Source organism: Nitrosomonas europaea (assembly GCF_900167395.1).
Classification (GTDB): Bacteria; Pseudomonadota; Gammaproteobacteria; order Burkholderiales; family Nitrosomonadaceae; genus Nitrosomonas; species Nitrosomonas europaea.
On the sequence record NZ_FUWK01000037.1, the window covers coordinates 1 to 25,839 of the forward strand.

24 protein-coding genes and 2 pseudogenes are annotated in these 25,839 nt (G+C 48.6%); 16 read left to right on the top strand and 10 right to left on the bottom strand.

Annotation, left to right across the window (positions count from 1 at the left end):
* Nucleotides 1–195 (bottom strand): helix-turn-helix domain-containing protein (locus B5D58_RS10655; protein ID WP_143779577.1); only part of this gene is annotated, 195 nt, incomplete at its 3' end.
* Nucleotides 196–358: 163 nt separating this feature from the next.
* On the bottom strand, nt 359–1,345 hold the full coding sequence (locus B5D58_RS14190; RefSeq protein ID WP_011110832.1) for a PEP-CTERM sorting domain-containing protein: 987 nt from the start codon (nt 1,343–1,345) through the stop codon (nt 359–361).
* Between the two features lie 397 nt (nt 1,346–1,742).
* On the opposite strand from B5D58_RS14190, the gene B5D58_RS10665 reads away from it, so the two are divergent.
* The gene (locus tag B5D58_RS10665; protein ID WP_041356315.1) at nt 1,743–2,015 is read left to right on the top strand and encodes a Rho-binding antiterminator; all 273 of its coding nucleotides are present in this window, start codon (nt 1,743–1,745) and stop codon (nt 2,013–2,015) included.
* 79 nt (nt 2,016–2,094) lie between these two features.
* On the opposite strand, the gene B5D58_RS10670 is transcribed toward B5D58_RS10665, so the two are convergent.
* Complete coding sequence (locus tag B5D58_RS10670; RefSeq protein ID WP_011110830.1) at nt 2,095–2,820, bottom strand: glycosyltransferase; 726 nt, start codon at nt 2,818–2,820, stop codon at nt 2,095–2,097.
* 836 nt (nt 2,821–3,656) lie between these two features.
* On the opposite strand from B5D58_RS10670, the gene B5D58_RS10680 reads away from it, so the two are divergent.
* The 6 genes from B5D58_RS10680 (at nt 3,657) to B5D58_RS10705 (ending at nt 8,491) form a co-directional block, all read left to right on the top strand.
* Nucleotides 3,657–4,106, top strand: coding sequence for an NUDIX hydrolase (locus B5D58_RS10680; RefSeq protein WP_011110829.1), 450 nt, complete (start codon nt 3,657–3,659; stop codon nt 4,104–4,106).
* A 269-nt stretch (nt 4,107–4,375) separates the two neighbouring features.
* Nucleotides 4,376–4,987 (top strand): hypothetical protein, encoded by a 612-nt coding sequence (locus tag B5D58_RS10685; RefSeq protein WP_011110828.1) that lies wholly within the window; start codon nt 4,376–4,378, stop codon nt 4,985–4,987.
* Nucleotides 4,988–5,132: 145 nt separating this feature from the next.
* The gene (locus tag B5D58_RS10690) at nt 5,133–5,615 is read left to right on the top strand and encodes a YbhB/YbcL family Raf kinase inhibitor-like protein (RefSeq protein ID WP_041356311.1); all 483 of its coding nucleotides are present in this window, start codon (nt 5,133–5,135) and stop codon (nt 5,613–5,615) included.
* 89 nt (nt 5,616–5,704) lie between these two features.
* Entirely contained in the window at nt 5,705–6,229 is a 525-nt protein-coding gene (locus B5D58_RS10695) for an adenine phosphoribosyltransferase (protein ID WP_011110826.1), read from the top strand.
* 215 nt (nt 6,230–6,444) lie between these two features.
* The gene (gene serS / locus B5D58_RS10700; RefSeq protein ID WP_011110825.1) at nt 6,445–7,758 is read left to right on the top strand and encodes a serine--tRNA ligase; all 1,314 of its coding nucleotides are present in this window, start codon (nt 6,445–6,447) and stop codon (nt 7,756–7,758) included.
* Between the two features lie 46 nt (nt 7,759–7,804).
* Nucleotides 7,805–8,491 (top strand): DUF6781 family protein, encoded by a 687-nt coding sequence (locus B5D58_RS10705; RefSeq protein ID WP_011110824.1) that lies wholly within the window; start codon nt 7,805–7,807, stop codon nt 8,489–8,491.
* 49 nt (nt 8,492–8,540) lie between these two features.
* Here the strand turns inward: B5D58_RS10705 and B5D58_RS10710 are convergent, their stop codons facing one another.
* The 5 genes from B5D58_RS10710 to B5D58_RS10730 are packed head-to-tail and all read right to left on the bottom strand — an operon-like array spanning nt 8,541 to nt 12,843.
* Nucleotides 8,541–9,245 (bottom strand): 2,3-bisphosphoglycerate-dependent phosphoglycerate mutase, encoded by a 705-nt coding sequence (locus tag B5D58_RS10710; RefSeq protein ID WP_011110823.1) that lies wholly within the window; start codon nt 9,243–9,245, stop codon nt 8,541–8,543.
* A 46-nt stretch (nt 9,246–9,291) separates the two neighbouring features.
* Nucleotides 9,292–10,353, bottom strand: a complete 1,062-nt coding sequence (locus tag B5D58_RS10715) for a fatty acid desaturase family protein (protein WP_011110822.1) — start codon at nt 10,351–10,353, stop codon at nt 9,292–9,294.
* 13 nt (nt 10,354–10,366) lie between these two features.
* Nucleotides 10,367–10,816, bottom strand: a complete 450-nt coding sequence (locus B5D58_RS10720; protein WP_011110821.1) for an HIT family protein — start codon at nt 10,814–10,816, stop codon at nt 10,367–10,369.
* Nucleotides 10,817–10,831: 15 nt separating this feature from the next.
* Nucleotides 10,832–11,647 (bottom strand): phosphocholine cytidylyltransferase family protein, encoded by an 816-nt coding sequence (locus B5D58_RS10725; RefSeq protein WP_011110820.1) that lies wholly within the window; start codon nt 11,645–11,647, stop codon nt 10,832–10,834.
* A 35-nt stretch (nt 11,648–11,682) separates the two neighbouring features.
* Nucleotides 11,683–12,843, bottom strand: coding sequence for a cysteine desulfurase family protein (locus B5D58_RS10730; protein ID WP_041356309.1), 1,161 nt, complete (start codon nt 12,841–12,843; stop codon nt 11,683–11,685).
* 368 nt (nt 12,844–13,211) lie between these two features.
* Between B5D58_RS10730 and rpsO the strand changes: the two genes are divergently transcribed.
* Nucleotides 13,212–13,481: a 30S ribosomal protein S15 gene (gene rpsO / locus B5D58_RS10735; RefSeq protein ID WP_011110818.1), complete on the top strand. Its 270-nt coding sequence runs from the start codon at nt 13,212–13,214 to the stop codon at nt 13,479–13,481.
* A 194-nt stretch (nt 13,482–13,675) separates the two neighbouring features.
* The gene (gene pnp / locus B5D58_RS10740; RefSeq protein ID WP_011110817.1) at nt 13,676–15,802 is read left to right on the top strand and encodes a polyribonucleotide nucleotidyltransferase; all 2,127 of its coding nucleotides are present in this window, start codon (nt 13,676–13,678) and stop codon (nt 15,800–15,802) included.
* A 65-nt stretch (nt 15,803–15,867) separates the two neighbouring features.
* Here pnp and B5D58_RS13905 read toward each other — a convergent pair whose 3' ends face one another.
* Nucleotides 15,868–16,188 (bottom strand): hypothetical protein, encoded by a 321-nt coding sequence (locus tag B5D58_RS13905; RefSeq protein ID WP_158297453.1) that lies wholly within the window; start codon nt 16,186–16,188, stop codon nt 15,868–15,870.
* Between the two features lie 49 nt (nt 16,189–16,237).
* Between B5D58_RS13905 and B5D58_RS10745 the strand changes: the two genes are divergently transcribed.
* The 5 genes from B5D58_RS10745 to B5D58_RS10765 all read left to right on the top strand — a co-directional run bounded on the left by B5D58_RS10745 (nt 16,238) and on the right by B5D58_RS10765 (nt 23,699).
* Nucleotides 16,238–17,056: a DUF481 domain-containing protein gene (locus B5D58_RS10745; protein ID WP_158297452.1), complete on the top strand. Its 819-nt coding sequence runs from the start codon at nt 16,238–16,240 to the stop codon at nt 17,054–17,056.
* A gap of 325 nt (nt 17,057–17,381) precedes the next feature.
* A complete protein-coding gene (locus tag B5D58_RS10750) occupies nt 17,382–18,893 on the top strand; it encodes an efflux transporter outer membrane subunit (RefSeq protein WP_143023764.1) in 1,512 nt (503 codons plus the stop codon).
* Nucleotides 18,894–18,992: 99 nt separating this feature from the next.
* On the top strand, nt 18,993–20,192 hold the full coding sequence (locus B5D58_RS10755) for an efflux RND transporter periplasmic adaptor subunit (protein WP_011110814.1): 1,200 nt from the start codon (nt 18,993–18,995) through the stop codon (nt 20,190–20,192).
* Between the two features lie 35 nt (nt 20,193–20,227).
* A complete protein-coding gene (locus B5D58_RS10760) occupies nt 20,228–23,422 on the top strand; it encodes a multidrug efflux RND transporter permease subunit (RefSeq protein ID WP_011110813.1) in 3,195 nt (1,064 codons plus the stop codon).
* On the top strand, nt 23,412–23,699 hold the full coding sequence (locus B5D58_RS10765) for an encapsulin-associated ferritin-like protein (RefSeq protein ID WP_011110812.1): 288 nt from the start codon (nt 23,412–23,414) through the stop codon (nt 23,697–23,699). Before B5D58_RS10760 ends, B5D58_RS10765 begins: the two co-directional genes overlap by 11 nt.
* Nucleotides 23,700–23,754: 55 nt before the next feature.
* Here B5D58_RS10765 and B5D58_RS10770 read toward each other — a convergent pair whose 3' ends face one another.
* Nucleotides 23,755–24,081, bottom strand: a complete 327-nt coding sequence (locus B5D58_RS10770) for a putative signal transducing protein (protein WP_011110811.1) — start codon at nt 24,079–24,081, stop codon at nt 23,755–23,757.
* An 869-nt stretch (nt 24,082–24,950) separates the two neighbouring features.
* Between B5D58_RS10770 and B5D58_RS10780 the strand changes: the two are divergent.
* Together B5D58_RS10780 and B5D58_RS10785 are read left to right on the top strand one after the other, a co-directional pair.
* Nucleotides 24,951–25,382, top strand: a pseudogene (locus B5D58_RS10780) (transposase); the annotation flags it as partial.
* Between the two features lie 52 nt (nt 25,383–25,434).
* Nucleotides 25,435–25,839 (top strand): annotated as a pseudogene (locus tag B5D58_RS10785) (transposase); the annotation flags it as partial.

A 25,839-nucleotide genomic window follows, 5' to 3' on the forward strand; every position in this document is an offset into this window, starting at 1 on the left:
CTTGATATTGGGCTTACGTCGGTTTGCATCTATCAGAGCTTCAACACCTCCTGTTTCCACAGCTGCCTGATAGCGATAGAAAGTATCGCGAGAAAAACCCATCACCTTACAGGCACGGGATACATTGCCAAGCTCAGCTGCCAGATTAAGCAAGCCAATCTTGTGTTTAATGATTTTATGATGAACACTGCTCATGGGATTACTCCTTTACGCTTTCGCGTTTGGTTGATAAAGATTCGCACCTCTATCAAACCGGGTAATCCCACCTCTTGGCAAGACCTGCTGTCAGATCAAATCTGAACTACTACAGATTATTGTTTAGTTTATGTGCAACTGATCTATTGAACGCTAAAAATGATCAGGCTATTTTTGCTTTGTAGCGACGCTTAATACCTAAACCTGCAAGGCCAATACTCAGGAGTGCTAAAGTACCCGGCTCTGGAACTGCACCCGGATCAATTACTGGAACACCACCATCACTAAGATTTACCCATAAACGATGGTTTTGTAATACGCCAGCAATCCCATTCAGAGTAGAACCCTCAAGTACATAGCCATTATTAAGCCCATCACCAAAACCTACGGCAGCCGGAACACAACCTGTTCCAATACCACCAATGCCTGAACATAAGCCTCCACTTCCACCGCCACTAGCACTACCAACTTCCCACCCCATCGTAGTCCAGAAGAACCCAATTTGACCCTCTCCATCAGGAATCAGGTAATCATCTTCGCGTACAACGAGCTGAAATGTATTTAATGGAGTAGCTTGTTGACTATAGTACCCCACACTTGGCCATGTAATAATAACTTCACTACCAGCAGCTGTAGTATGCGTCTGGAAGGACATCACTCCACTAGCAGCATTACGTGTGTCCACGTCAGCAAAAAACGCCGATATTATCGGTTGTGTTGCTCCTTGCAGGCCCATCGGAGTAAATGCAGATATACCATTGCCAAAACTGATATTTCCATTGTTATTTGCGTAAAATTGCGAATATGTTGTGCCAAAAAGCGTCAAACCGCTGAAATCCAACCCAAAACTGATTGGTCCGCTAAAACCGTCATCATTTCTCCCAGTGGGATCACCAACATTTGCAGCGCTACCTCCACCAGTCATTACAAGTGTATTACCTATAGAAATGCCAAGGTCATCCGTCCAGAGCGTAGTAGAGGGTATGAGAGAACTCTGAGGAATTGTAAATACCTCTGCTTGTGCCAGCATTGGTAATCCGATCAGCATCGAAGTTGTAATTAAATTAAGACTTACTTTCATATAATTATTCCTATTATTATTGTTCCAGTTAGAAATCAAATCTACTTTAGTAGGATAAAAATGTAACACTGAGCACCTCAACCAACAGAAAGCAGCTAAGCACTCAACATCACCCAAGCAATTTTCATGCCATTCACATAAGTAATTGAATAACAATAATAAATAACGGAATTATAGCAATGTCATGTCATGTCATGTCATGTCATGTCATGTCATGTCATGTAAAAATTATCGACGGCTTCTGATACGCTGCAAGTAATTTTTTGAGATTTTCCGGGTGAAATTACGTATTTTTTCTCATAAACAAACCGGAAAACGGGAGAAATTATCTGTAATTTCAATGATGAACAGACAAATAACAGAGAATGTAAAAAATTCCGACAAACTGCCTGCATCGATCAAACCTTTCCGCCCGATTGGCAGATGCAGTTAAAATGGTGGGTGTTTTTTATTTTTGGATATCAACATGGCTCATTCCCTGATTTCCTGCGATTTGCACGACTACATCGAAGTAGCCTGTATGTACAGCTATCAGGTCAGGTTGATTCTGAAAGATCAGTCAACCGTGGAAGGCAAGGCAAAGGATATTCTGACCGATGCGGAGAAGCGGGAATTTTTGCTGCTTGAAACCGAATCCGGGTCGCAGCAGGTCGAATTGATTTCGCTCGACAGGTTGCAGGTTCTGACACCCGGTGCACGGTTCAGTGAGGTCGTATTTTCAGACACCTGCGAGCCCTGAACTCATCTCGATCAAAAGAAGATCAGAAACAGGCAGCGCCGGTAAGAATATGCGGCCTTTTCCACTCGGAATGACAGGATCAGCGCCTGCCGTCGTACCACATCGGCAATTTCTTTTTGTTGCGTAACGTCCCGAGCGGGGACAGCACCAGGCGCAGAAACTGTCCAACGATTTCCCATCCGCTATACAACTGCGTCTTCCTCGACGAAGTTTCGAGCGGATGGGCATTTAGAATCGCAAACTTGAGTTTGCGCTTACGCCCGTATTTTTTCAGTTTCTGGCTCAGATCAATTTCTTCCGCGGCGTAAAGGGTCAGATCAAACCCGCCTACTTCCCTGAACGCTGCCGCATTACACACTATCAGTGCACCCGCAGCCCAACCGAGCTGGACTGACAGAAATGTCCATATTCGCAGCAGCATTTCCGCCCACCAGGGCTGGCCCGGCATATAAAGCGTGCTGCCTGCACCTATGTGCCTGCCCTGCCTGATCAACTCAAAAATATCTCCTACCAGACCGGCATTCAACAAGCAATCCGCATCCATGAATACCAGCCAGTCTCCCCGAGCAGCGCCTGCACCGGCAGTTCTGGCTCGTGCGATATGATTGACCGGCTCGAACACGACTTGTGCCCCAGCCTGTTTAGCCAGTTGCGCGGTTGCATCTGTAGAGTTGTTATCCACTACGATGATCTCACTGGTATAACCGTACGATCGATTGGCTGCCACCGCATCGGTAATCGAACGCAGACACGGCTCGATCAGCTGCTCTTCGTTGAAAGCCGGAATGATGAAAGAAATGTGCATATGACCTGTTTGGATTGGATATCTGAATAATCGGGGGGGGCAGTCAATCCCACCGCACAACGATGGCCATGACTGGATTCAATACGACACCTTCGGCAAATCATAAATCAGTTTACCATCCCTCTGTTCGACAATCGCGAACGTATCCAGACTGAATCGCCCCGGGGCGGTTCACTAATCCGAGTGCTGGCAACTTTTACGGCGAACCCCGCAATTTTCTAGCGAGTGTTCGCTATAGTTACTGAGGTTTACCTATCTGTTGATCTGGCAAGGATTACATGAGAAGAAAATATCATGCCAGATCAGCAGCAAGTGGCGTGCGCGGCAGGATGCGGTGAGGTACAACCCGCATCGTTCGGATTATTCTCCAGCCATTGCTGGAAATGATTCAATGCATCATCCCAATTTTCGGGATAAATTCTATGCGCGACATATTAGCGAGAACGTTTAAAATTTTGGGGCCATTTTCTGGCTGTATGCATGACAACCAGGATGCGAATATCCTTACTGGTTACCTGATAGACGAGAATGTATGGAAACTCATTCATTACTATCTCGTGCGTACCAGAAACACGACCAGGTTGACCAATTCCGGGAACGATCCAAACTGCTTGCAATAGCATCTAATTTTTGTTGTTTTTCTGGTGTCACTGATACACTCATACGTCCGGTTTCACTTGCCATTTTTAGTTCCTGAATAAAAGTAATCACAGGTAATCGTTGCATGGGTAAACAGGATTTACAAGCTGAAATTACAAGCGAACCCCTGATGGATACCCGGGTTCATACGATCCTGATTTCCGTTTTTTTGAACAATTTACTTTACACACCTGCCTATGACCTGGAAGCCCAATGTCACCGTTGCCGCTGTCATTGAACAGGATGACAAATATCTATTAGTAGAAGAAATTCCCAGAGGCACTGCAATAAAACTCAACCAGCCGGCTGGTCATCTGGAGCCTGGTGAATCGATCATCCAGGCATGCAGCCGCGAGGTACTGGAAGAAACCGGCCATAGTTTTCTGCCTGAAGTATTGACCGGTATTTATCATTGGACTTGCGCTTCGAATGGTACCACCTACCTGCGCTTTACCTTCTCCGGCCAGGTTGTTTCTTTTGACCCTGACAGAAAACTGGATACCGGTATCGTACGGGCAGCCTGGTTCAGCATCGATGAAATCCGTGCAAAACAGGCAATGCATCGCACACCTCTGGTGATGCAATGTATCGAAGATTATCACGCCGGGAAAAGGTATCCGCTGGATATCCTGCAGTATTACGATTGACGGATAACCCGTCTAAGGAACCCCGTACCGGGGAAACATACCTAATCAGGCATAGCAGAAAATATGGCCTGTTGAGCCAGCAGGAACGAAGGTGACAAACCTGTCATGGAAATACATCGTTATACTGCTTGCCGCGTTTTTTGTTATACAATCCAGCCGCGGCTCATGTAATCGTTGATGAGGACGAATCAGGCTGAAATCAATAAACTGGCTGAAAAAGAAATATATTTGAATAGCGTTGGAACTCAAGATTATAAAGTGGAGAGAATATGAACAAGGTTCTTCGAAATAGTGGCATTGCAGGGCTATGCCTCGCATTATCAATATTTTTATTGTCGGCACCTGCATCGGCCCAGCTAATGCTTGCACATGAGGGACATCATGATGCCGGCGGATGCAAAATTGAAGGAGGGGATTTCCCGGTAACAGTCAGTGTCTATGAAGTTCCTGAAGGGAATATCCCTCCTATGCACTCGTACTGCAATCATCTTCCTGATGCTGGCAAAATCAACATGACGGTCGAGCTTTCTGATTCCCAGACACGTGAAGTTCCCATTGCCGTGAGAGTCCTGATGGAAGGACACGAAAATAGTGATCATGGAGCACATGAAGTGCTGTACATGCCTGCCGAGAAATATTCATCCGGCATTATCGTCGTTGCCACCAACCTGGAGCATCTCGGACAATATACGGTTCAGCTCGAAACGGAAGACAGTGCAGGCCAGGTTAAAACTGCAGTCAAAATCCCGTTGCATGTCGGAGGCGGTGGTGGTCACGACCATGGATCCAATTTTGGCATGCTGGAAATGATTTTACTTGCCGTCGTAGGCGGAGTAGGTACTTTCATTTTCATGCGCTCGAAAAAAGCTGCAAACGCTTAAATCCTGCCGTATCGAAGCATGCAATAATGGTCAACAAATCAGCCTGCATGCTTCATTCATCTAATATCTCAAAAGAACAGCGGCATCAGCTGCACGATAAAATGTGGGTTGATGACAGTTTTTTATCTGGCATAGAAAGAGAATCATGGCTCTCAGTTTGACATCTCCATCTTTTTCCCACCAGGGTTTGATTCCGGTGTGCCATACCTGTGATGGTAAGGATTTTTCACCGGAACTCGCTTGGACCGGGGTGCCGGAAAATACCAAAAGTCTGGTGTTGATCGTGGATGACCCGGATGCTCCCGATCCGCAGGCACCCAAGATGACGTGGGTACACTGGATTCTTTACAATATCCCGCCTGCCACTCGCAAATTACCAGAACGAGTAACCGTTGCTGAATTACCCTCAGGCACGCTCGAAGGTGTAAATGACTGGGAACGAACCGGCTATGGCGGACCCTGTCCACCCATCGGAACCCATCGCTATTTTCATAAACTGTACGCACTGGATACCTTGTTGCCTGATTTGAATCAGCCAACCAAAGCGATTCTGGAAAAGGCCATGCAAGGACATATCATTGCCCGGACTGAGCTGATTGGCCTGTATCACCGTTCTGACAACGTCTGACAAAGCAGTCAGGTTGAAAACCAATCAAATCCAGTCACACACCCATCCTGACTGATCCCATCCCGATTCAGCTTGCCGCCCTTCTTTATATGTCAATCAAATCACGTATCCGTACCATCCCGCATTACCCCCATGAAGGCATCATGTTCCGGGATATCACCACACTCCTGAAAGATCCGGCTGGACTGCGCTCGACCATCGACGGAATCGTTCAACGCTATCAAACCGAAAAGATCGATAAAGTCGTCGGCATTGAATCACGTGGATTCATCATTGCTGCACCGGTTGCGTATGCACTGAGCGCCGGATTCGTTCCTGTTCGCAAACAAGGTAAATTACCGGCCGAAACCATTGGCTGCGATTATCAGCTGGAATACGGTTATGACAAAGTCGAGATTCACGTGGATGCGATCGATAAAGGGGATCGCGTATTACTGATCGATGATCTGATTGCAACAGGTGGAACGATGGAAGCTGCAATCAAGCTGGTTCAGGAGGCAGGTGGAGAAGTGATTGAATGCTGTTTCGTGATCGATTTGCCTGATATCGGTGGAAGCAGGCGACTGCGTCAGCAAGGTCATCGACTGTTTTCGCTCTGCAGTTTTGAAGATTGATCTGCTCGACGATACCCGTTTTTCAGGCCAGAAAAAGTCCGCAAACATCTATTTCCAATCCGGAAGAGCCATTGCAGTGCTAATATTTGCCGTTCTGCTCGATTGCACTACTCGCTGATCGAGACTCCCGGAATGATTTTCCTGAATAAGCAGACACTTTATATCAACCTGGTTGGATAGCCCGCCAGTCGTTGATTCGTGGAGCCCGTTTACACATGCTAGATATCCAACAATTACGCAGCAATCTGCAAAACATCATTACCCGCCTTGCGCAAAGAGGTTACGACTTTCCCGTAGCGGATTTCGAATCCCTGGAAAGCCAGCGTAAATCTGTCCAAACCCTGACCCAGACATTGCAGGCAAAACGTAATTCAGCCTCCAAACAAATTGGAATTGCCAGGCAACGGGGTGAAGATGTCAGTCTGATCATGGCCGAAGTGGCCAATATGGGCGATGAACTCAAACAGGCAGAAAATCAGCTCGAAGCCGTTCAGACCCGATTGCAACAGCTATTGCTGGAAATTCCCAATCTGCCACACGACAGTGTTCCAGCAGGCAAGGATGAAAACGATAATCTGGAAATGCGGCGTTGGGGGACCCCGAAAACGTTTGATTTTCCGGTACAGGATCATGCCAGCATTGGTGAACACCTCAAGCTGATCGACTTTGAAACAGCCGCAAAGCTGAGTGGTGCGCGCTTCAGTCTGCTGAAAGGCGGACTGGCGCGACTTCATCGTGCTCTGGCGCAATTCATGCTCGACACACACACACAGGAAAATGGCTACAACGAAATCTATGTACCTTACCTGGTCAATGCAGACTGTTTGCGGGGTACGGGACAGCTGCCAAAATTTGAACAGGATCTTTTCGCTGTCCGGTCCGGCGCTCAGGAAGAGGCAGACAACCCGGATAAAACGGGTCCGGCAGGTCTGCATCTCATCCCGACTGCCGAAGTCCCTCTTACCAACATTGTACGAAACACGATCGTTCCACTTGAAAATCTCCCGCTTCAATTTGTCGCGCATACGCCCTGTTTTCGTTCCGAGGCAGGGAGTTACGGCCGAGATACCCGCGGACTGATCCGCCAGCACCAGTTTGATAAGGTCGAGCTCGTACAAATCACTCATCCGGAAAAATCCCATGAAGCGTTGGAATCACTGGTAGGCCATGCCGAAAAGATTCTCCAGAAGCTGGAGCTGCCTTACCGTGTCATGCTGCTGTGTACCGGTGACATGGGATTCTCTGCTGCCAAGACTTACGATATCGAAGTATGGCTGCCTGCGCAGCAAGCCTACCGGGAAATCTCGTCATGCAGTAATTGTGAAGCATTCCAGGCGCGGCGCATGCAGGCACGCTTCCGCAAGGGGCAGGAGAAACCTGAGCTGCTGCATACACTCAATGGCTCCGGGCTGGCAGTCGGGCGGACACTGGTGGCCATTCTGGAAAATTATCAGAATGAAGATGGCAGTATCACCATTCCGGAGATTTTGCGGGCTTATATGGGTGGCATTGAACGGATCGGCCTATAATGCACACTATATTTGCCTGTATTAACACTAGAAAAGGAGGGTTCTGATGCAAAACGACAATCACAGTACGGCTCAGCCGGAAAAGGATGTTGCCCGGCTCACAGAAGAAGTCAGGGAGGCAATTGCACACGGTGGTGATATTGAGAATGCCATCAGAAATCTTACGCTCAAGGCGATGCATTCCAATGGGTTGGATATCGAATCTCTGAAACAGATAGCAACTGCAGTCATGAAGGGTGTGCAAGAAGGTGCCCAGCAGAAAATGACACACGCTGCCGAGCAGTCTCACGCCGCTCAGTCACAAATCACCCAGGCAGTTGTCGGACTGGATACTGCTTTTGCTCAACTGGCCGGGGCTTCCAAACTGGCTCTGGAAGAAGCAGCAAGCAAGGCGAAACAGTTCTCTGATAGTGAACTGACCAAAGCCCAGGCAGATCTCAAAGACCTGGAAAGCGTATTTCTGGATACGTTGAAGCACACAGCGACTGCTGCGCAGGGTCTGATTGCCGAAACATTGCGGGATATGTTGTCCCACGCACAACACAACGGTACCGCAGTAGGGATGCAACTCAAAGATACGCTGGCTGTTTTCGCTCATCAAATGGCTTCAACCGGTCGCGCGCAATTCGAGGCAGGTGTAAAGCTCACACAAACGACCGCAGACCTTCTGTACAAGATTTCCACCGGGGTGTTATCCGGTATTACCAGCCAAACCAACCGGGACGACAAGTAATCGCTTTTCTGCTCTGGAAATACTCGGTAAATGATCGCCTCAACCAGTCTCACAAGTAGTAGCGCTTCACCGGTACAAGTGAGTGATCGAGCTCATAACAAAGCGGATGGCCAGTAGTAATCGACAGGCGCATGATCTGTGCGCCTGTCAGCCCTTCAAGCTGCATAACCAGCGTTTTTAAAAGATTCTGGTGCGAGACGATCAGCAAACGTTTCCCCTGCCTTATTTCAGGAAGAATGGTTTCCTGCCATAGCGGCCGCACTCGCTCCAATGTCTGCTGCATACTTTCTGCCAAGGGAAGTTGAGTGCGATCGACTGCCGCATAACGTGGCTGATTTACCGGTGCACGCGGGTCATCCGGCATCAGCAGTGGAGGCGCTGCATCAAAACGGATCTGGCTTTTCATTGTCGACCAGATACCGAATTTCCGGATAGCAGCCCAGGGGCGCATCCCCTCCAATGCACCATAATGACGTTCATTCAGTCGCCAGGTCCGGTATGTCGAGAGATGATTCAAACCCATGACTGACTGCACTATAGCGAGTGTATCGCTGGCACGCTGCAATTCTGAACAAAAGCAGGCATCAAAAGTAAAACCTGCCTGCTTGAGCAGATGGCCCGCTCTCAGGGCTTCCTGTTCACCCTGCGGGCTAAGTACGATATCACCCCAGCCCGTAAAATGCCTGTCCTGATTCCAGATACTTTGCCCATGGCGAAGTAATACCAGCCGGATTGGTTCCTGTATTTCGTTCACAAACGATTGCAACCTTTCTGAAGCAAGGAAGATAAAGCGGTAAACATCAGCTCTGCGTATTATTTTTATTTGCAGCTGCTGCAGCGGATTCCTGCCAGATTTGCTTCAGCGCATGCCCTAATCCATTTCGGCGTGTTTGCATGATCAGATCATTCCCGCCCAATTCCTGCACAAGCCGTCTATGCGCCTTACCAAGATTATGATATGGCAGGCTCATGAAAAGATGATGTGTGGCATGGTAACGCAGCCCGACAGGTGCCCATAATGCAGTCAAAAAATTACCGGGAATATTGACGGAATCAAGATATTGTTCGACCAGAGTAAGACTGTGATCACCCTCATGACGGTAAGCATGCGCAGCCAGAGTACGCAATGAGTTCATAATGAAAATGGCAACGGCAACGGCGTACCAGAGCAGCAATACCTGCCAGGGCAACTTTCCCAGCATTACACTACTTATGACAATTGCCGCAAATAAAAACGCCGCCCATTCCTGTAGCCGCCAATCATGATCATTACGAACAGCATCCGCCTGGCGAATATAAGCAGGGTTGATCGTCAACGAAGAAGCTCGTTCCCAAACGATTTTCCGCAATGGTGGAATCAGATACGAAATCGGCGTCAGCAATAAAAACCGCACTACCAGCAGCAGCGGCAGAATGAGCGAAAGCAGCACGTACCCTACCAATCCTGATGGATGCTGCGTGGCAAAGGGAAGATATTCTCCATCCTTGCCGGTGCCGTAAATCCCGGGTTTATGATGGTCGTAATGGACACCATCATAGGTGAAAGACGGGATCATGAAGGGAATGCCACAAGTCAGGTTCCATACCAGCCGGAACAATTTGAACGTTCCACGTTCGAGATGGGCAAGTTCATGAATGAAAATCGCAGCACGATAAAAAGCAAACACAGCCACGCAATAAGACAATATCTGCCAGATGGAAAGCCAGGATGTATGAAGTGCGACAGCAAAAGCTGTCCACCCCAGTACGATATGAAACAGAAAATCCAGCCAGTAAATTCTGGGGTCGGGTGTCATCAGATCACGCACCAGTGCACGTGCTTCGTACAAGGGGAAATTGGCCTGTGTCGTGTTATCAGCCATGGCAATACATTTTTCAGGAACATTCCCAGCAGGAGATCAGATGCTCGATGATCTGCTGGTTCATTTCTTTATCGGTTTCATTGATTCTGCTGAAATCGGGTACGCCCGGCCAACCGGCATCAAGAAAGGTTTTGCCGGCAAATTCTCTGGCCTGTGCATAACGGGGAATGACATGAAAATGGACATCGGGATCGACCATCATCAGCATCAGGTAATTCAATTTGTCGTACTGAAAAGCCTTTTTTAAAGCAGTGTCGATCTTGCCGGTCACAATCTGCAATTCTGCAAAACTGGTGCTACTCAATGCAGAAAAACTTTGTACCGGTTCATGCGCGACCAGGACCAGAGCACCCAAGGTAAGCTGTGCCGGGCGTAACAGCACGCTCCAGTACTGAAACTGGCAGATAACCGTATCAGGTGCACCAAATTTCTGCATGGTGCCATTGAATATCTCCACGCTCATCGTCTTTCCTTCAGATCAGCCAGGTACGCGTAACAATTGATCAGACCGGGGTTGATCTGCAGCATCCGTTTCCTTGCAGGCAAAATATTTTTCTGCTTTCTGCAAATCCTGAATGAAGTCGATTTCACACCAGCGGCTTCCGGCAACCGAGTAACCGTTTACCACACCCTGCCTGGCCAGCGCACTGATGATCGCCAGATACCACGATCCGAGTTTTTCCGGTTCACGCAATGCCTGCTCCACTGCTTCACGAAAAAGTCGGGCACCTTCCTTACTGAAACGAATCAGGCCAATCGATTCTGCATCCATTTCCCCGGCAGACAACTTCTTGCTGACCTGCCTGACCTGATTTTGCGGACCGAGCTGCACTTTCATATCATCGTCATCGAATTCTGCTTTGAAGTCGATACACAGGTTGATCGGCGCTGTTTGTGTGTGTAACAAGCCTGGCAACAGATCATCTCCCAGCAATGTATCTCCGTTGAGTAACAGAAAACCGGTATGCATTTCGTTTCGCGCAATCCAGCAACTGGCCAGATTATCCGCCACCTCATAAAAGGGATTGAACAAAACCCGGATATTTGAACGATCATGGTAGCGCTCGGCAATCAACGCCTCTACCTTGCCGATCTGAAAACCGGCCACAATCACAATCTCCTCGATGCCGTTGGCCAGTAATGCATCGATCTGCCAGGCGATGACCGGTTTACCGGCTACCGGTAACAGGCATTTGGGTGTATTTTCAGTCAGGGGTAACAGCCGTCTGCCCTGCCCTGCACTCAAAATGATTGCCCTGGCGGGGAAATCGTCCCCTCGTTCAGTTATTTTCATACCCGAGTCATTCAATTACGATTTCCTTTTTGTGTTCACACATTGAATAGCGCGCTCATATTCTTCAATTCGTCAGTGATATGCTTCACTGCCGCAAGAAAAGAATCGACCTCCGCCATCGTATTATCCATCCCCAGGCTTACGCGCACCGCACATCTCGCCACGATCGGCGGTACATTCATCGCTTCCAGCACATGACTTTTCCCCGGTGTTGCGCTGGAACAGGCTGCTCCGCTGGCCACCGAAAATCCCTTCTTATCCAGACGGACTACCAGTGTATCGCCCTCGATATCCGGCAACGCAAAATAACAGGTATTGGGCAAACGGGGGGCATTCAATCCGAATACCGTAGCGCCCATTGCCAGCAGACCATGTTCAAGTCGATCACGTAACATTGCTGTTTTCACTGACGACTCTGCCATTCTCGACATGGCGAGCTCACAGGCAGCGCCAAATCCGACGATGGCCGGAACATTCTCGGTGCCGGAGCGCAATCCGTTCTCATGCCCTCCGCCATCGATAAGGGGCCTGACTGGCAAGCGCGGATCGATGATCAGCGCTGCCGCCCCCTTGGGTCCGTAAATCTTGTGTGCAGACAACGTCAGGGCATGTACACCAAGTTCAGTAAAATTCACCGGAATTTTACCAAATGCCTGCACAGCATCCGTATGCATCCAGGCCCCCTGCGCTCTTGCAACTTCAGCAACCGGGGCAACCTCCTGAATCACACCGGTTTCATTATTCGCCAGCATCATTGAAACCATGGCAGACCTGGTTGCGGTAAGTACATCAACAGCATCATTCACCTTGACCCGTCCTGCAGCATCCACCGCCAGATAATGCAGTTGCCATTTTTCACCATTTTTCCTTGTCAGCCCCCGTGCAGGACGCATGATGCAAGGATGCTCGATCGTACTGACAGCCAGCACAGAAGGTTTCAGACTATCCGACACACCCCGAATAAACAGATTGTTTGCCTCTGAACCGCCACTGGTAAAAATAACCTGTGCAGGCTGGACACCCACAGCCTGAGCCACCTGTTCACGTGCACGATCGATTGCCCGGCGAGCTGCCAATCCAACAGAATGACTGCTGGATGCGTTGCCATAATATTCACGAAAATACGGCAACATCCTATCCAGTACTGCATCATCCACTTTGGTAGTGGCGTTATGATCGAAATAGATCTGAGTCATGAGACATACTAACCGGCAGATATGCCAAAGATCCATCCTGATCCATCCGGCAGATCCCTGGTACTGAAAACGATAAAGGATGAGTATATTGAAAATTACAAGCCACGGATATGATCTCTCGAAAATACCCGCCTCAAATTGAATCGATACCTGGCCAAATCCCTGATTTTTTCTAGCTGGCAGGAGGAGCAAAACACCCGTGCTGATTCACATATGCAAATTATTCAATGAATAGAGTAATCAGGCAATCAGCAAAGATTAACTGACTCCGTTACAATACCTTGATTTGATTTGGCAAGCCTTTTATTAAAGAGTAAAATTGCCGGCTAGTTGGATATATGGATTAATTTTCGAGCAGGAGAATGTAAATGGCAGTAACAACCGATCAAAAGAGTCAGGTCATGCGGGATTATCAGAGAGCAGCAGGAGATACCGGCTCACCAGAGGTGCAGGTGGCTCTTCTGACGACGCGAATCAACAGTCTGGTCGATCACTTCAAGCAACATGTCAAAGATCATCATTCCCGTCGTGGCTTGCTGCGCATGGTCAGCCGCAGACGCAAACTGCTTGACTATCTGAAATCAAAAAACAACGACAGCTATCGCGCCCTGATCGAACGACTTGGTTTGAGAAAATAGGACACATATCCTGTGGGGAGTGCATATACCGTACCCCCTTCCACCAATCATCGCAGATGACTGCGAGGCTGTAAAACAACATACCCGGTTGAGCCTCTTCACGCAAAACCGAATGACTCCGGCTGTCCGCAGCTGAATGCGAGTTTGCAGTTATAGTTACCTTGGGCATGACTTGACCAGAGAAGGATTATTAATTGAAGCCAATAAAAAAAAGTATAACCTACGGACGCCATACACTCACCATTGAAACCGGAGAAATTGCCAAACAGGCACATGGTGCAGTCATTGTTTCCATGGATGATACGGTTGTACTGGTGACTGCAGTAGGCGATAAAAAAACCAAACCCGGACAGGATTTCTTCCCGCTCACCGTAGATTACCAGGAGAAGTTTTATTCTGCCGGCCGTATTCCAGGAAGTTTTTTCAAACGTGAAGGCCGCCCTTCCGAAAAGGAAACACTGACCTCCCGGCTGATCGATCGACCGATACGCCCGCTTTTCCCCGATGGCTTTTATAACGAAGTACAAGTCGTTGCCATGGTGCTGTCATCCGATACTGAAATCGATGCTGACATTCCTGCAATGATCGGTACCTCAGCAGCGCTGATACTCTCGGGTATCCCTTTCGATGGTCCGGTCGGTGCAGCGCGGGTGGGTTATATCAATAATGAATATATTCTCAATCCGACCACTACCCAGCTCAAGGAATCTCAACTCAATCTTGTGGTAGCCGGCACGCAGAAAGCGGTGCTGATGGTTGAATCGGAAGCCGATGAGCTTTCTGAAGATGTCATGCTCGGTGCTGTGACATACGGGCATGATCAGATGCAGCAAGTGATCGACATGATCAATGAACTGGCTGATGAAGCAGGTGTAACTGCCTGGGATTGGCAGCCGGCAGAACAGGATTTATCACTGGTCGAAAAAGTTACCCAACTGGCTGAAGCTGATCTGCGCAATGCATTCCGGCTGAAACAAAAATCAGCCAGAGTCGAAGCAATCAATGAGATCTGGCAGCGTGTATTCACCGAGTTGAAAGTGGGTACAGAGGAAGGCCCCAGTGAACAGGCAGTCAGAGAAATTGGTTTTGCGCTTGAAGCCAGAATAGTACGTAACAGTATTCTTGATGGGGAATCCCGGATCGATGGTCGTGGCACCCGCACCGTTCGGCCAATCACTATTCGCCATGGTGTATTGCCGCGCACTCACGGTTCTGCGCTGTTCACACGGGGAGAAACACAAGCACTTGCAATCACCACGCTGGGAACAGCACGCGATGAACAAAAAATAGACGCACTCCAGGGAGATTATTCCGAACGTTTCATGCTTCACTACAACATGCCTCCTTTCGCCACGGGCGAAACCGGAAGGGTAGGAACCCCCAAACGGCGTGAAATCGGTCATGGACGGCTGGCCAAGCGTGCTCTGCTGGCAGTGATACCACCAGTGGAAGAATTCGGTTATTCGATGCGCGTGGTCTCGGAAGTGACTGAATCAAACGGCTCCAGCTCGATGGCATCTGTCTGTGGTGGATGTCTTTCACTCATGGATGCAGGTGTTCCACTGAAAGCACATGTAGCCGGCATCGCCATGGGATTGATCAAGGAAGGCAACCGGTTTGCCGTGCTGACCGACATTCTCGGCGACGAAGATCACCTGGGTGATATGGATTTCAAGGTGGCGGGTACCGAACACGGCATCACTGCCCTGCAAATGGATATAAAAATTCAGGGGATCACGAAGGAAATCATGCAGGTTGCTCTGCTCCAGGCAAAGGAAGGGCGTCTGCATATTCTGGAAATCATGAAACAATCTCTTCCAATTGCAAGAGAAAGTATCTCGGTCCATGCTCCGCGCATCATCAAATTCAAGATCAACCCGGAAAAGATCCGTGATGTCATCGGTAAAGGCGGTGCAGTGATTCGTGCGCTAACCGAAGAAACCGGAACGACCATCGATATTTCCGATGATGGTTCCGTGACGATTGCCTGTGTCAGCAGTGAAGGTGGAGAACAAGCGAGAAAACGTATCGAAGATATCACTGCAGATGTCGAAGTCGGAAGGATTTACGAAGGAACTGTTCTCAAATTGCTTGATTTTGGCGCCATTGTCAGCGTTCTTCCGGGGAAAGATGGATTGCTCCATATTTCCCAGATTGCCAATGAACGGGTCGAAAATGTTGCTGACCATCTCAAAGAAGGACAGACCGTTCGTGTCAAAGTACTGGAAGCAGATGAAAAAGGCCGGCTGCGACTCAGTATGAAAGCAGCCAGTATCAGCACAGAAATAACTGCAGACAATCCGGACAACACTGAAAAATAAACAGGTATCATTTTAACGAATCACGATCTGTTTTCCCCGGACAATCCCCGGAGGGTGTGCCTGTTTCATTCAGAAAACAGCATCTCCGGGAAAATTTTTCTCTCGACTCGACGATAGAACCCTGCCATCCGATTCACATACTTACCTCGATCAGATTCATATCCCATAAAAATTAAAGAGAACATAATGGAAAAGAAGTTGTCAGTTTTGCTGTTTACGCTTCTGGTTTCTTTGGCGCTGGCTGCAAGAGCTGATGAAATATTGCTTAAAAATGGTGACAGAATTACCGGAACAATCATCAACAAGACCGGTAATACTCTAGAAATAAAAACTGAATATTCAGACAAAATATCTGTCAAGTGGAGTGCAATCGAAAGTTTCAGCACGACTCAACCTGTATTGTTGACCCTTAAAAACAAGGAAGAAATGACGGGTATGACCGAAGTTTCCCCGGATAATACGTTGAAGATCAAAAAAGAAGGTGTCTATCAGTCCGAACCGATTCCTTTATCCGAAATTGCTGAAATCAATAAAAAATTCTTTTCCGGTCAGGTCAATGCGGGTGGTGCACTATTTTCTGGGAATACACAGCGCCAGTCTTATAATCTGAATACCGACCTCGTCGTCAGAGGAAGAGATGATCGCGTTTCCTTCGGTGGGCAGTTCAACTATGCTGACAGTAAGTCGCGGGATTCAAACGGTCAAAAGGAAACCATACTGAACGCTCGTAATTTCCAGCTTTATGGAGACTATGCACATTTCTTCACTGATGTCTGGTATGGATACGCCCACGGCTTGTTTACCAATGACCGTCTCCAGGATATTAAATTACGATCTGCATTTGGTATTGGTGCCGGTTACCAGATTTTCGCAACAGGTGATCTCAATCTATCATTTGAGGCAGGCCCTGATTATGTAAACGTCGATTTTTACGACTACCCCTATCAGTGTGAAAAGAAACTTACAGTCGATCCTGCTGCATGCAACCGGATAAAAGACAGAAGTAATGTGGCTGGTCGCTGGTCTACCCGCTATGACCAATGGATATGGAATCGAGCTGTACAGCTTTTCCATACACATGAAGGACTTGCGGCCAGTGATCTTTTCGTTCGTACGCGTACCGGTTTTCGCGTACCACTCTGGTATGGATTTCAATTTGTCAACGAAATTCAGGTAGACTATTATAGCAAACCGGCGCCAGGCAAGGAAAAATTTGATACCCGTTACCTGTTCAACATTGGTTACGGATTCTGATTTTAAAACACTCCCAGCTTAATTTCTTCATTCTATCGAGACTGATTTAGGGTAAAACCAGATTCCAGGAAAAATCTGGTTTTATCCCGGTCGTGTTACGGGAGAAAAGCAAGAATTACCTTGCCCACGAACCTATCTGCATGTTTGCGGTCTACGTAAGGCACTGACCATGATTTCATGGCATTCCCCAGTCCGCAAAACTGCCCGAATCTACTGCAAAGTACATGCAGAAAATATAAATGGTACAAACTGGACTTTATATCTCCAAGATTAAAAAAGGAGTGGTATGTCGCGGTATTTGAAATTTTCTGATCAGTTATTTGCAATGATCGCATCCATATTTACCCATCCGGCTGAAGTCTCTGATTCCAGATACCGAGCATCTCTGCCGACGAAACCAGAGCACCGTCAATCTCTTCTTCTACTGTTATGTTCGAGTCTGCTGGTGACCTCCTGTGCCATGGGACCTGATTACTCACGTCCTCAGGTCGATGTTGCACAAAATTACCGCCTGACACCAACAGAAGGGCGATCCATCGCCAATCTCCCCTGGTGGGAGCTGCTCAAGGATAAAAAGCTACAATTGCTGATCGATCAGGCTCTGCAGGAAAACAAGGATCTCAAACAGACGACAGCCAGTGTTGAGGAACTTCAGGCTCGCTTGCGTATTTCCAATATGGATTTTATTCCTGATGTAAATATCGAAGGTAACGCACCGGCACTTGGTACCATGGGAGGGTTTAGCCGTCCTGGATTTCCGACACCTTACAATTATTTCGGGCAGACCATCCTCAACTGGGAGTTGGACATCTGGGGCAGGCTCCGCCGTGCAAATGAAGCGGCCCGGGCGGATCTGCTGGCACAGGAAGAGAATCGTCGTGCTGTTGTTCTGACATTGGTAAGCTCAGTTGCACAGTCCTATTTCGATCTCTTACAGTTCGATATGCAGCTGGATATAGCCCACCATGCACTATCTTCATGGGATGAATCCATTGCAATCTCCAGAGCACAATTACAAGGAGGGCTGATTTCCCGTCTCGATCTGGATCAGTTCGAAGCTGAACGTGCCCGAGCTGCTGCGCAAGTGGCTGAATTAGAGCGACAAATCATTCAAAAAGAAAACGAACTCAGTGTGCTGACGGGAAAAAATCCTACTTCAGTCTTGCGGAAGCAATCACTAAACGAGCAACTTATACCACCCGAAATACCTGCCGGCCTACCTTCCGAACTGTTACAGCGACGCCCCGATATTCTGCAGGCGGAGCAGACATTGAAGGCAGCTACCGCCCGGATCGGAGCAGCTAAAGCAGCACGGTTTCCAAGAATATCACTCACAGGTTTTCTGGGACTGTCCAGCCCGGCATTATCTGGTCTGTTGGATTCCGGCAGTGAATTCGGTGTCGGTGGATTCGGACTGGCAGCACCATTGCTGAATTCTCAATCTCTCGGTTTTGAGCAACGAGCTGCAGAAGCAAAAGCACGACAGGCGCTGGCAAAATATGAACAGACCATCCTGGTGGCATTCAAAGAAGTTGAAGATTCGCTTGCTGCCATCCGGACGGCAAATGAACAGTACAAAGCCCAGCAGGCACAGGTAGAGGCGCTGGCTTCGGCTTTACAAACAGCAGAACTGCGTTACCAGGGTGGAATCACCAGCTACGTTGACGTATTGCTTGCAAAACGCACATTATTTGATGCTGAGTCTGCTCTTACGGCCACCCGTCGTCTGCATCTGATCTCCATCGTCCAGCTTTACAAGGCACTGGGCGGTGGCTGGCTGGCCGAAGGTCCTAATGCGCCCCTGCCAGTATCTACCGGCCCGCTGCACAATGGCTGAAATGAACAATCTATCCGGCACACTGCTACCGGCAAACCGGTTTCATCAATCATAAATATTTTTGATCATTTTCCTTACCGAATTACCGGGAATAACGTCATGTATCAAACGCTTCGTCAATCAATCATGCAGACCGGCCGCACCATAACAGACATCAGAACAGGGGTGCTGCTCATCGCTTTTCTGGCTGGTTGCTCAATGCAATCATCTACTGATTCACAACCTCCGGTACCTCAGGTATACGTAACTACCGTCACGACTCGCACGATTGTGGAGGAACCGGAATTCATCGGGCAGACTGAATCTTTCCGACCTGTTGAAATCCGCTCACAGGTAAACGGAATCATCAAAAAAATATTCTTTACGGAAGGTCGGAATATTAAAAAGGGTGACAAGCTGTACCTCATCGACCCGGTACCCTTCAATGCAGTCTACAAGAACAGCAGGGCAATGGTAACTCAGGCACGGGCACGGCTGGATCAGGCCAACAAGGATCTGGCGCGGGTACAACCACTGCTCAAACAAAAAGCAGTCAGTAAAAAAGAGGTCGATGACGCCGTGGTAGAAGTGCGCAGTGCAAGAGCGGCACTGGAAGCAGCACAGAATGTGATGATCAAGGCTAAGTTCGATCTGGACAACACACTCATCACTGCGCCGGTGGAAGGTCGAATCAACCGCAGTCAATTTTATGAAGGGCGCCTGGTCGAAGCTCAAACTAATTTGTTGACTACTATCGATCAGCTGGATCCCATGTATGTCAATGTAAATATTCCAGAAAGTTATTTGCTGCGCCTGCGCCGCGAACTATCTGAACACAAACTTGAAAGACCTGAAAGTATTTTTCAGCTGAGTGGTGTAATGACTTTCTCCGATGGCAGCATCTATCCGGAGGAAGGATTGCTGGATTTTGAAGATATCGTGATACGGCCTGAAACTGGTATGCTGCTGGGACGATTTGTATTTTCCAACCCGGCTGGCAAAAATGCTCCCGGGGAAGCTCACCTTTACCCGGGCCAGTTTGTTAAGGTTCGTATCAAAGGTTACAGCAGAACAGGAGCAATTCTGATTCCCCAGCGCGCCGTGCAGCAACAGCCAAGCGGCTCTTTCGTCTATGTCATCAATGAAGGAAAAGCTGAACTCCGCCCGGTACAGGCCAGCGCATGGCAAGGCAATGAATGGCTGATTGAAAGCGGCCTGCAAGCAGGAGAACAGGTCGTCGTGGAAGGAATTCACAGAATCCATCCAGGCGTTCAGGTAAATCCTGTTCCCTACCAGCAAGAAGAAAGCCAGACTTCCTAAAGCAATCATCAAGAATAAACCGCGTAAGGCGTGCCATGAATTCCCGTTTTTTTATTGAACGACCGATTTTTGCATCAGTACTATCCATCATCATCGTCATTGTTGGTCTGGTTTCACTGAAAAATCTCCCGATTGCTCAGTTTCCAGAAATTACTCCGCCCGTCGTGCAAATTGATGCGGATTATCCCGGTGCCAGTGCAGATGTGGTAGCGGAAGCCGTTGCACGCCCGATAGAAGTACAGCTTCCCGGTATCGATAATCTTCTGTATTACGAATCCACCAGTACAAACGATGGCCACATGACAATGAGGCTCACGTTCGAAATCGGAACAGATATCGATATCGCACAAGTACAAACCCAGAACCGGCAGAAACTGGCCGAACCACAACTGCCCGATGAAGTTATCCGGCAGGGGATAACCGTCAAGAAGACTTCACCCGATCTACTGCTAGTCGTTGCGTTGAGCTCTACTGATCCTTCTCACGACACCATTTTTCTGTCGAATTATGCCCTGCTCAGGGTACTCGATAATATAAAACGCCTTCCCGGTGTTGGGGATGCTTCAATCTTTGGCGGTCAGAATTATTCCATGCGGCTCATTCTTGATCCCGTCCGGATGGCGCAACTCAATTTCACACCGAGTGATATCGTCGCTGCTGTCCGTGAGCAGAATCGGGATTTTCCTGCCGGGCGAATCGGCCGCGAACCCATGGTCAATGAAACCGAGCTCACCATTCCCGTTATGACTAAAGGACGGATGAGTGAGGTAAAAGAATTTGAAGAAATGATCATCCGGGCTTATCCGGATGGTTCCATGGTACGACTGAAAGATGTCTCACGAGTAGAGCTGGGTGCACAATCCTATGATCTGCAGGCACGTTGGAACGGACGGCCCAATACTTTTCTGCTGACTTATCTTTCACCTGGCGCCAACGCACTTGAAACAGCACAGCGCATCCGCAACGAAATGGACAAGCTTGCTAAAGATTTCCCGGCTGGTGCGTCCTATGATGTTCCTTACGACACCACCACCTTTATTGAGGTTTCCATTCAGGAGGTTGTAAAAACCCTAGCAGAGGCCTTGTTGCTGGTTGTGCTGGTTGTTTTCATTTTTTTACAAAGCTGGCGCGCCACACTGATCCCGGCTATCGCGGCACCCATTTCTCTCATCGGTACATTCATGGGAATGGAAGCGCTGGGGTTTTCGATAAACACACTTACCCTGTTTGGTATGGTGCTTTCCATCGGTATCGTGGTGGATGATGCGATTGTCGTGGTAGAAAACGTCGAGCGCCATATAGCCGAGGGCCTCACGCCTAAAAATGCCGCAATAAAAGCCATGCAGGAATTATTCGGAGCACTGATTGCTATCATTCTGGTACTCGCTTCGGTATTTTTACCGGTCGCATTTCTGGGAGGCATTACTGGTGAACTGTACAAACAATTTGCTGTAACCATTGCATTGTCAGTCATGATTTCCGGATTTGTCGCACTGACACTCAGTCCTGCTTTGTGTGCCCTGGTACTCAAACCCGGCCACGATTCTCCTAACAAACTATGGAAAACTTTCAACCGAACGTTTGATTGGGCACAGACTCGCTACGTCAGCATGGCCGGTACAATCATAAAAAGATCGGCATTATCAATCCTCATTTTTTTAATGGTAATATTTTTTGCCATCGGTTTATTCAAAACAGTGCCAGGAGGTTTTCTTCCGGAAGAAGATCAGGGTTATTTCATTACGGTAGTACAACTTCCGGATGGCGCTTCCATTTCCCGCACCCAAAAGGTTCTTGAAAAAATAGAGAGTTATTTCCTGTCCATTCCATCTGTTCATTCAACTGATGCAATGGCTGGCATGAACTTTGTTTTCAGCAGCCGTGGTCCGAATCACGCCACGATGTTCGTACCGTTGCATCACTGGGATACACGCAAAAATGCCGATGAGCAGGTTCAAAACCTGATCGCCAATGCCTTTGGTGAATTTGCAAAAATCCCTGAAGCACTGGTGCTCGCCTTTAACGCACCCTCAATCCGCGGACTGGGCGCAACGGGTGGCTTTTCAATTCAATTGCAGGACCCAAGTGGAGGAGACTTTTCAGAATTTGCCGAAACAGCACAGGCATTTGTAAACAAAGCCATGGAACACCCGGCTATCGGAATTGCCGGTACCAATTTCCGTGTCAGCGCCCCAAGGATGTATGCTCATGTCGACCGCGAACGTGCCAAAGCCTTAGGTGTGCCCATATCCGATGTTTTCGATACGATGCAAGCTTATTTTGGCAATTTATATGTGAATGACTTTATCAAGTTTGGCCGTGTCTACCGGGTACAAACTGAAGCCTCACCTGAGTATCGATCCAGCCCGGACAATATCAGCAATATCTATGTTCGTGCCCAATCCGGAACAACCAGCACAATGATACCGCTTGATTCTGTGGTTACAACCGAGTTCAACAGCGGCCCGGATCCGGTTACCCATTTCAACGGATTCAACTCTGCACTCGTGCTGGGAAGTGCAGCGCCAGGCTATAGCTCAGGGCAAGCTCTGGATGCGCTGCAGGAAGTGGCCAATGAAGTACTGGCACCCAAGGGTTACACCATCGACTGGAGCGGGATTACCTATCAGGAAAAAATGGCAGCCAGTGGACAAAAAATATGGATACTTTCCTTTGCCCTGCTCATGGTATTTTTGGTGTTGGCTGCCCTGTATGAAAGCTGGTCTGTACCGTTTGCCGTCATTCTGGCCGTGCCCTTCGGTATCTTGGGAGCATTGCTGGCTATCTGGGCGCGTGGACTGACTGATGATATTTACTTTCAGGTCGGGTTAATTACCCTGATTGGACTATCCGCCAAAAACGCTATTCTTATCGTAGAGTTCGCCAGTGATCTGTATGCCAAAGGCGCATCACTGACCGAAGCCGCTCTGGAGGCAGCCCGGGTTCGTTTCCGTCCGATCATCATGACTTCCATGGCCTTTATCATGGGGGTATTCCCGCTTGCGATTTCATCCGGCGCAGGGGCTGCCAGCCGTATCGCCATTGGCACTACTGTACTTGGCGGCATGCTGGCAGCAACTTTCCTCGCCATATTTTTCGTGCCGCTCTTTTTCGTGCTGATTGGAAAAATCACACGACGCGACAAACATCCAACTCCTGAACCTGTACAGGCTGAAACCGGAGATCAGGCAGTTACCACCAACGAAAAGGAAGATACTGATGGCAAATGACGGTTATTTTGAACCTACACAAGAACTGAGCGATGAAACCCGAGACATGCACCGGGCAATTATTTCTCTGCGTGAAGAGTTAGAAGCAGTCGATCTCTACAATCAGCGAGTGAATGCCTGTAAGGATAAAGAACTGAAAGCGATACTGGCGCACAACCGGGATGAAGAAAAAGAACACGCGGCGATGCTGCTGGAATGGATACGCCGGTGTGACCCGGCATTTGACAAGGAACTAAAAGATTATCTCTTTACCAACAAACCTATTGCGCACGAATAAATAGCACCAGACTGGTGACAAATCGTTATTTGACAGTGGTTCTCAACTTAGATAATCAGGATTTCTCCCGGGCGACTTCCAATCCGCTGCCACATTGCCAGCACAGTTGAAAATTGCCGGGATTTTCTTCACCGCACTGCAGGCAGAAAACTATATCCGTCACTTGCGGAGCCTGTTCATAAGCCGCGATGATTTTCCGCCCGCGTTCAAAATCAAGATCGCGCATCACCCATACCTCAGGGTAAGTATGGGTAAACGAAATCTCTCCCATTCCTCCCTGGGCATACTCATTAAATAACCTTGTCGGAATATAGGCATTCTCCAGCAGATCCCGGACAATATGCGCCTCTAGCAGATGGTTAGCCGTATAGAGCTTTTTCATGTGCCAAACAAAGTGATCAGATAATTGGTATGCGCTGTAACAGGCCAGCTCGGTTTGCCTTACCGAGATGGTGGCAAGACTTATTTTCCAGATAACCCTGTTTTATTTTATCTCGCCCCTACAGTAATATCCCAAAGTATGAGATCTGATAAGAATATCATCTTACAGCCTGCGCCAAGACGAGCGAAATCTAAGATACACCTTATTATTTTGCAAAATACCCGCCAGCTTCGCCTTGTACTTAAATATCGTTGTACCCACTACAATCCAAGCCTCTTCTGTCCACTACGCTGACGGGCCTGGATTTCAAAGTAATTATACCAGTAGGGATTTCTGCCCCGAAATAGTTGCCACAAGCTAGAAACCGGGTACGCAAGAAAGAACAATACTCCCCATACCTCGTACTGCCTGACGTGCTCCAGTTCATGAGCTCGAGAATACTCAAGGGCGGATTCGTTCAAGCCAAGAACCACATGTCCAAAGGTAATGGCCCAAAATGGGAAGAAAGGTATCGGATTACCATATCCAATCGAGAACTCCAGAATACCGGATACTTGTCGTACCGAGCCCCCGATCAGCAGCAGGAATAAACCACAGCCCAGCCCGAACAAGGAGCAGGGTGCTGCCCAGATGTACTTCAATAGCCTTACCATAGCGGCGATCCCACACAGACAACCAGCATAGCTGAGAGGCATCCTGTTGAATGATGGGTTAAGTTCGGATACATGCTCGACATAGCAGATATAAGAAGTCTGTTAGCAATAGTGTATTTAACCTGAGTTCGGGATAAGAAAAGAGGAAGTGAGCGCCCACCTTTTTGCGTAAGATTATGTTTCCAAAAACAAATCAATCGCATTCAGGAGGCGCTCATGGACAGTTTAACTGAACTTTTTTGTCTCATAGATGATTTCTGCTGCCAATTCGAGCCCGCTTTAGAACGCCGCCTTCTGGAAACAGGGGTAAAGAAGCGCAAGCGCTGCAGCGGGTTGAGTTTGTCGGAGTTGATGACCTTGACTATTTTGTTCCATCAATTGCGCTTTCGCCAGTTCAAGCATTTTTATCTGGTTTACGCGTGCCACCACTTGCGGGCTGAGTTTCCGAAGCTGCCGAGCTATCAACGATGCGTGGAACTTCTGCCCCGCTGTGTGGTTCCCCTAGCGGCCTTGTTCGAGGTGCTCAAAGGCCAGTGCGATGGGATTTCCATCGCCGACGCCACTTCGATTGCCGTTTGCGATAACCGGCGTATCGCTCGCCATCGGGTCTTTGCAGACAGCGCCAGACGCGGCAAGACTGACGTAGGTTGAAAAAAGTGGAGTCCAACGTTTCGTAAAATGTGAGGAACGGAGGACAAGGATGGAACGACTCCCGAAAGGGATCTACACGCCGGAATTTCGGGCGGAAGCGGTGAAGCTGGTGGAAGCGGAAGGGCTGTCGGTGGATGCGGCAGCGAAGCGCTTGTTGGTGCCAAAGAGCAGTCTTGGCAATTGGGTGAGGGCATCGCGTACAGGCAGCCTGGCGAAGGTTGGGCAAGGTCAGCGGGTGCCGACGGAAACGGAAATTGAACTGGCGCGACTGCGCAAGGAATTGGCGGAAGTGAAACTGGAGCGTGATCTGCTAAAAAAATGTGCGGCGTATTTCGCGAAGGAGTCGCGGTGAGATACGCCCGGATCGAACAGTTGCGACAGCACCACGCGGTGGCGGCGATGTGCCGGATTCTGGACGTTTCGGAAAGCGGCTATCACGCTTGGCGCCAACGTC

Coding starts and splice junctions, on each gene's coding strand:
- B5D58_RS10745 (WP_158297452.1), top strand. CDS start 16,238: ATGACCGAAGTTTCCCCGGATAATACGTTGAAGATCAAAAAAGAAGGT.
- B5D58_RS10695 (WP_011110826.1), top strand. CDS start 5,705: ATGTCAATCAAATCACGTATCCGTACCATCCCGCATTACCCCCATGAA.
- B5D58_RS10685 (WP_011110828.1), top strand. CDS start 4,376: ATGAACAAGGTTCTTCGAAATAGTGGCATTGCAGGGCTATGCCTCGCA.
- B5D58_RS10665 (WP_041356315.1), top strand. CDS start 1,743: ATGGCTCATTCCCTGATTTCCTGCGATTTGCACGACTACATCGAAGTA.
- B5D58_RS10750 (WP_143023764.1), top strand. CDS start 17,382: ATGATCGCATCCATATTTACCCATCCGGCTGAAGTCTCTGATTCCAGA.
- rpsO (WP_011110818.1), top strand. CDS start 13,212: ATGGCAGTAACAACCGATCAAAAGAGTCAGGTCATGCGGGATTATCAG.
- B5D58_RS10670 (WP_011110830.1), bottom strand. CDS start 2,820: ATGCACATTTCTTTCATCATTCCGGCTTTCAACGAAGAGCAGCTGATC.
- B5D58_RS10760 (WP_011110813.1), top strand. CDS start 20,228: ATGAATTCCCGTTTTTTTATTGAACGACCGATTTTTGCATCAGTACTA.
- B5D58_RS10765 (WP_011110812.1), top strand. CDS start 23,412: ATGGCAAATGACGGTTATTTTGAACCTACACAAGAACTGAGCGATGAA.
- B5D58_RS10720 (WP_011110821.1), bottom strand. CDS start 10,816: ATGAGCGTGGAGATATTCAATGGCACCATGCAGAAATTTGGTGCACCT.
- B5D58_RS10770 (WP_011110811.1), bottom strand. CDS start 24,081: ATGAAAAAGCTCTATACGGCTAACCATCTGCTAGAGGCGCATATTGTC.
- B5D58_RS10730 (WP_041356309.1), bottom strand. CDS start 12,843: ATGACTCAGATCTATTTCGATCATAACGCCACTACCAAAGTGGATGAT.
- B5D58_RS10680 (WP_011110829.1), top strand. CDS start 3,657: ATGACCTGGAAGCCCAATGTCACCGTTGCCGCTGTCATTGAACAGGAT.
- B5D58_RS10755 (WP_011110814.1), top strand. CDS start 18,993: ATGTATCAAACGCTTCGTCAATCAATCATGCAGACCGGCCGCACCATA.
- B5D58_RS10725 (WP_011110820.1), bottom strand. CDS start 11,647: ATGAAAATAACTGAACGAGGGGACGATTTCCCCGCCAGGGCAATCATT.
- B5D58_RS10715 (WP_011110822.1), bottom strand. CDS start 10,353: ATGGCTGATAACACGACACAGGCCAATTTCCCCTTGTACGAAGCACGT.
- B5D58_RS10690 (WP_041356311.1), top strand. CDS start 5,133: ATGGCTCTCAGTTTGACATCTCCATCTTTTTCCCACCAGGGTTTGATT.
- serS (WP_011110825.1), top strand. CDS start 6,445: ATGCTAGATATCCAACAATTACGCAGCAATCTGCAAAACATCATTACC.
- B5D58_RS10705 (WP_011110824.1), top strand. CDS start 7,805: ATGCAAAACGACAATCACAGTACGGCTCAGCCGGAAAAGGATGTTGCC.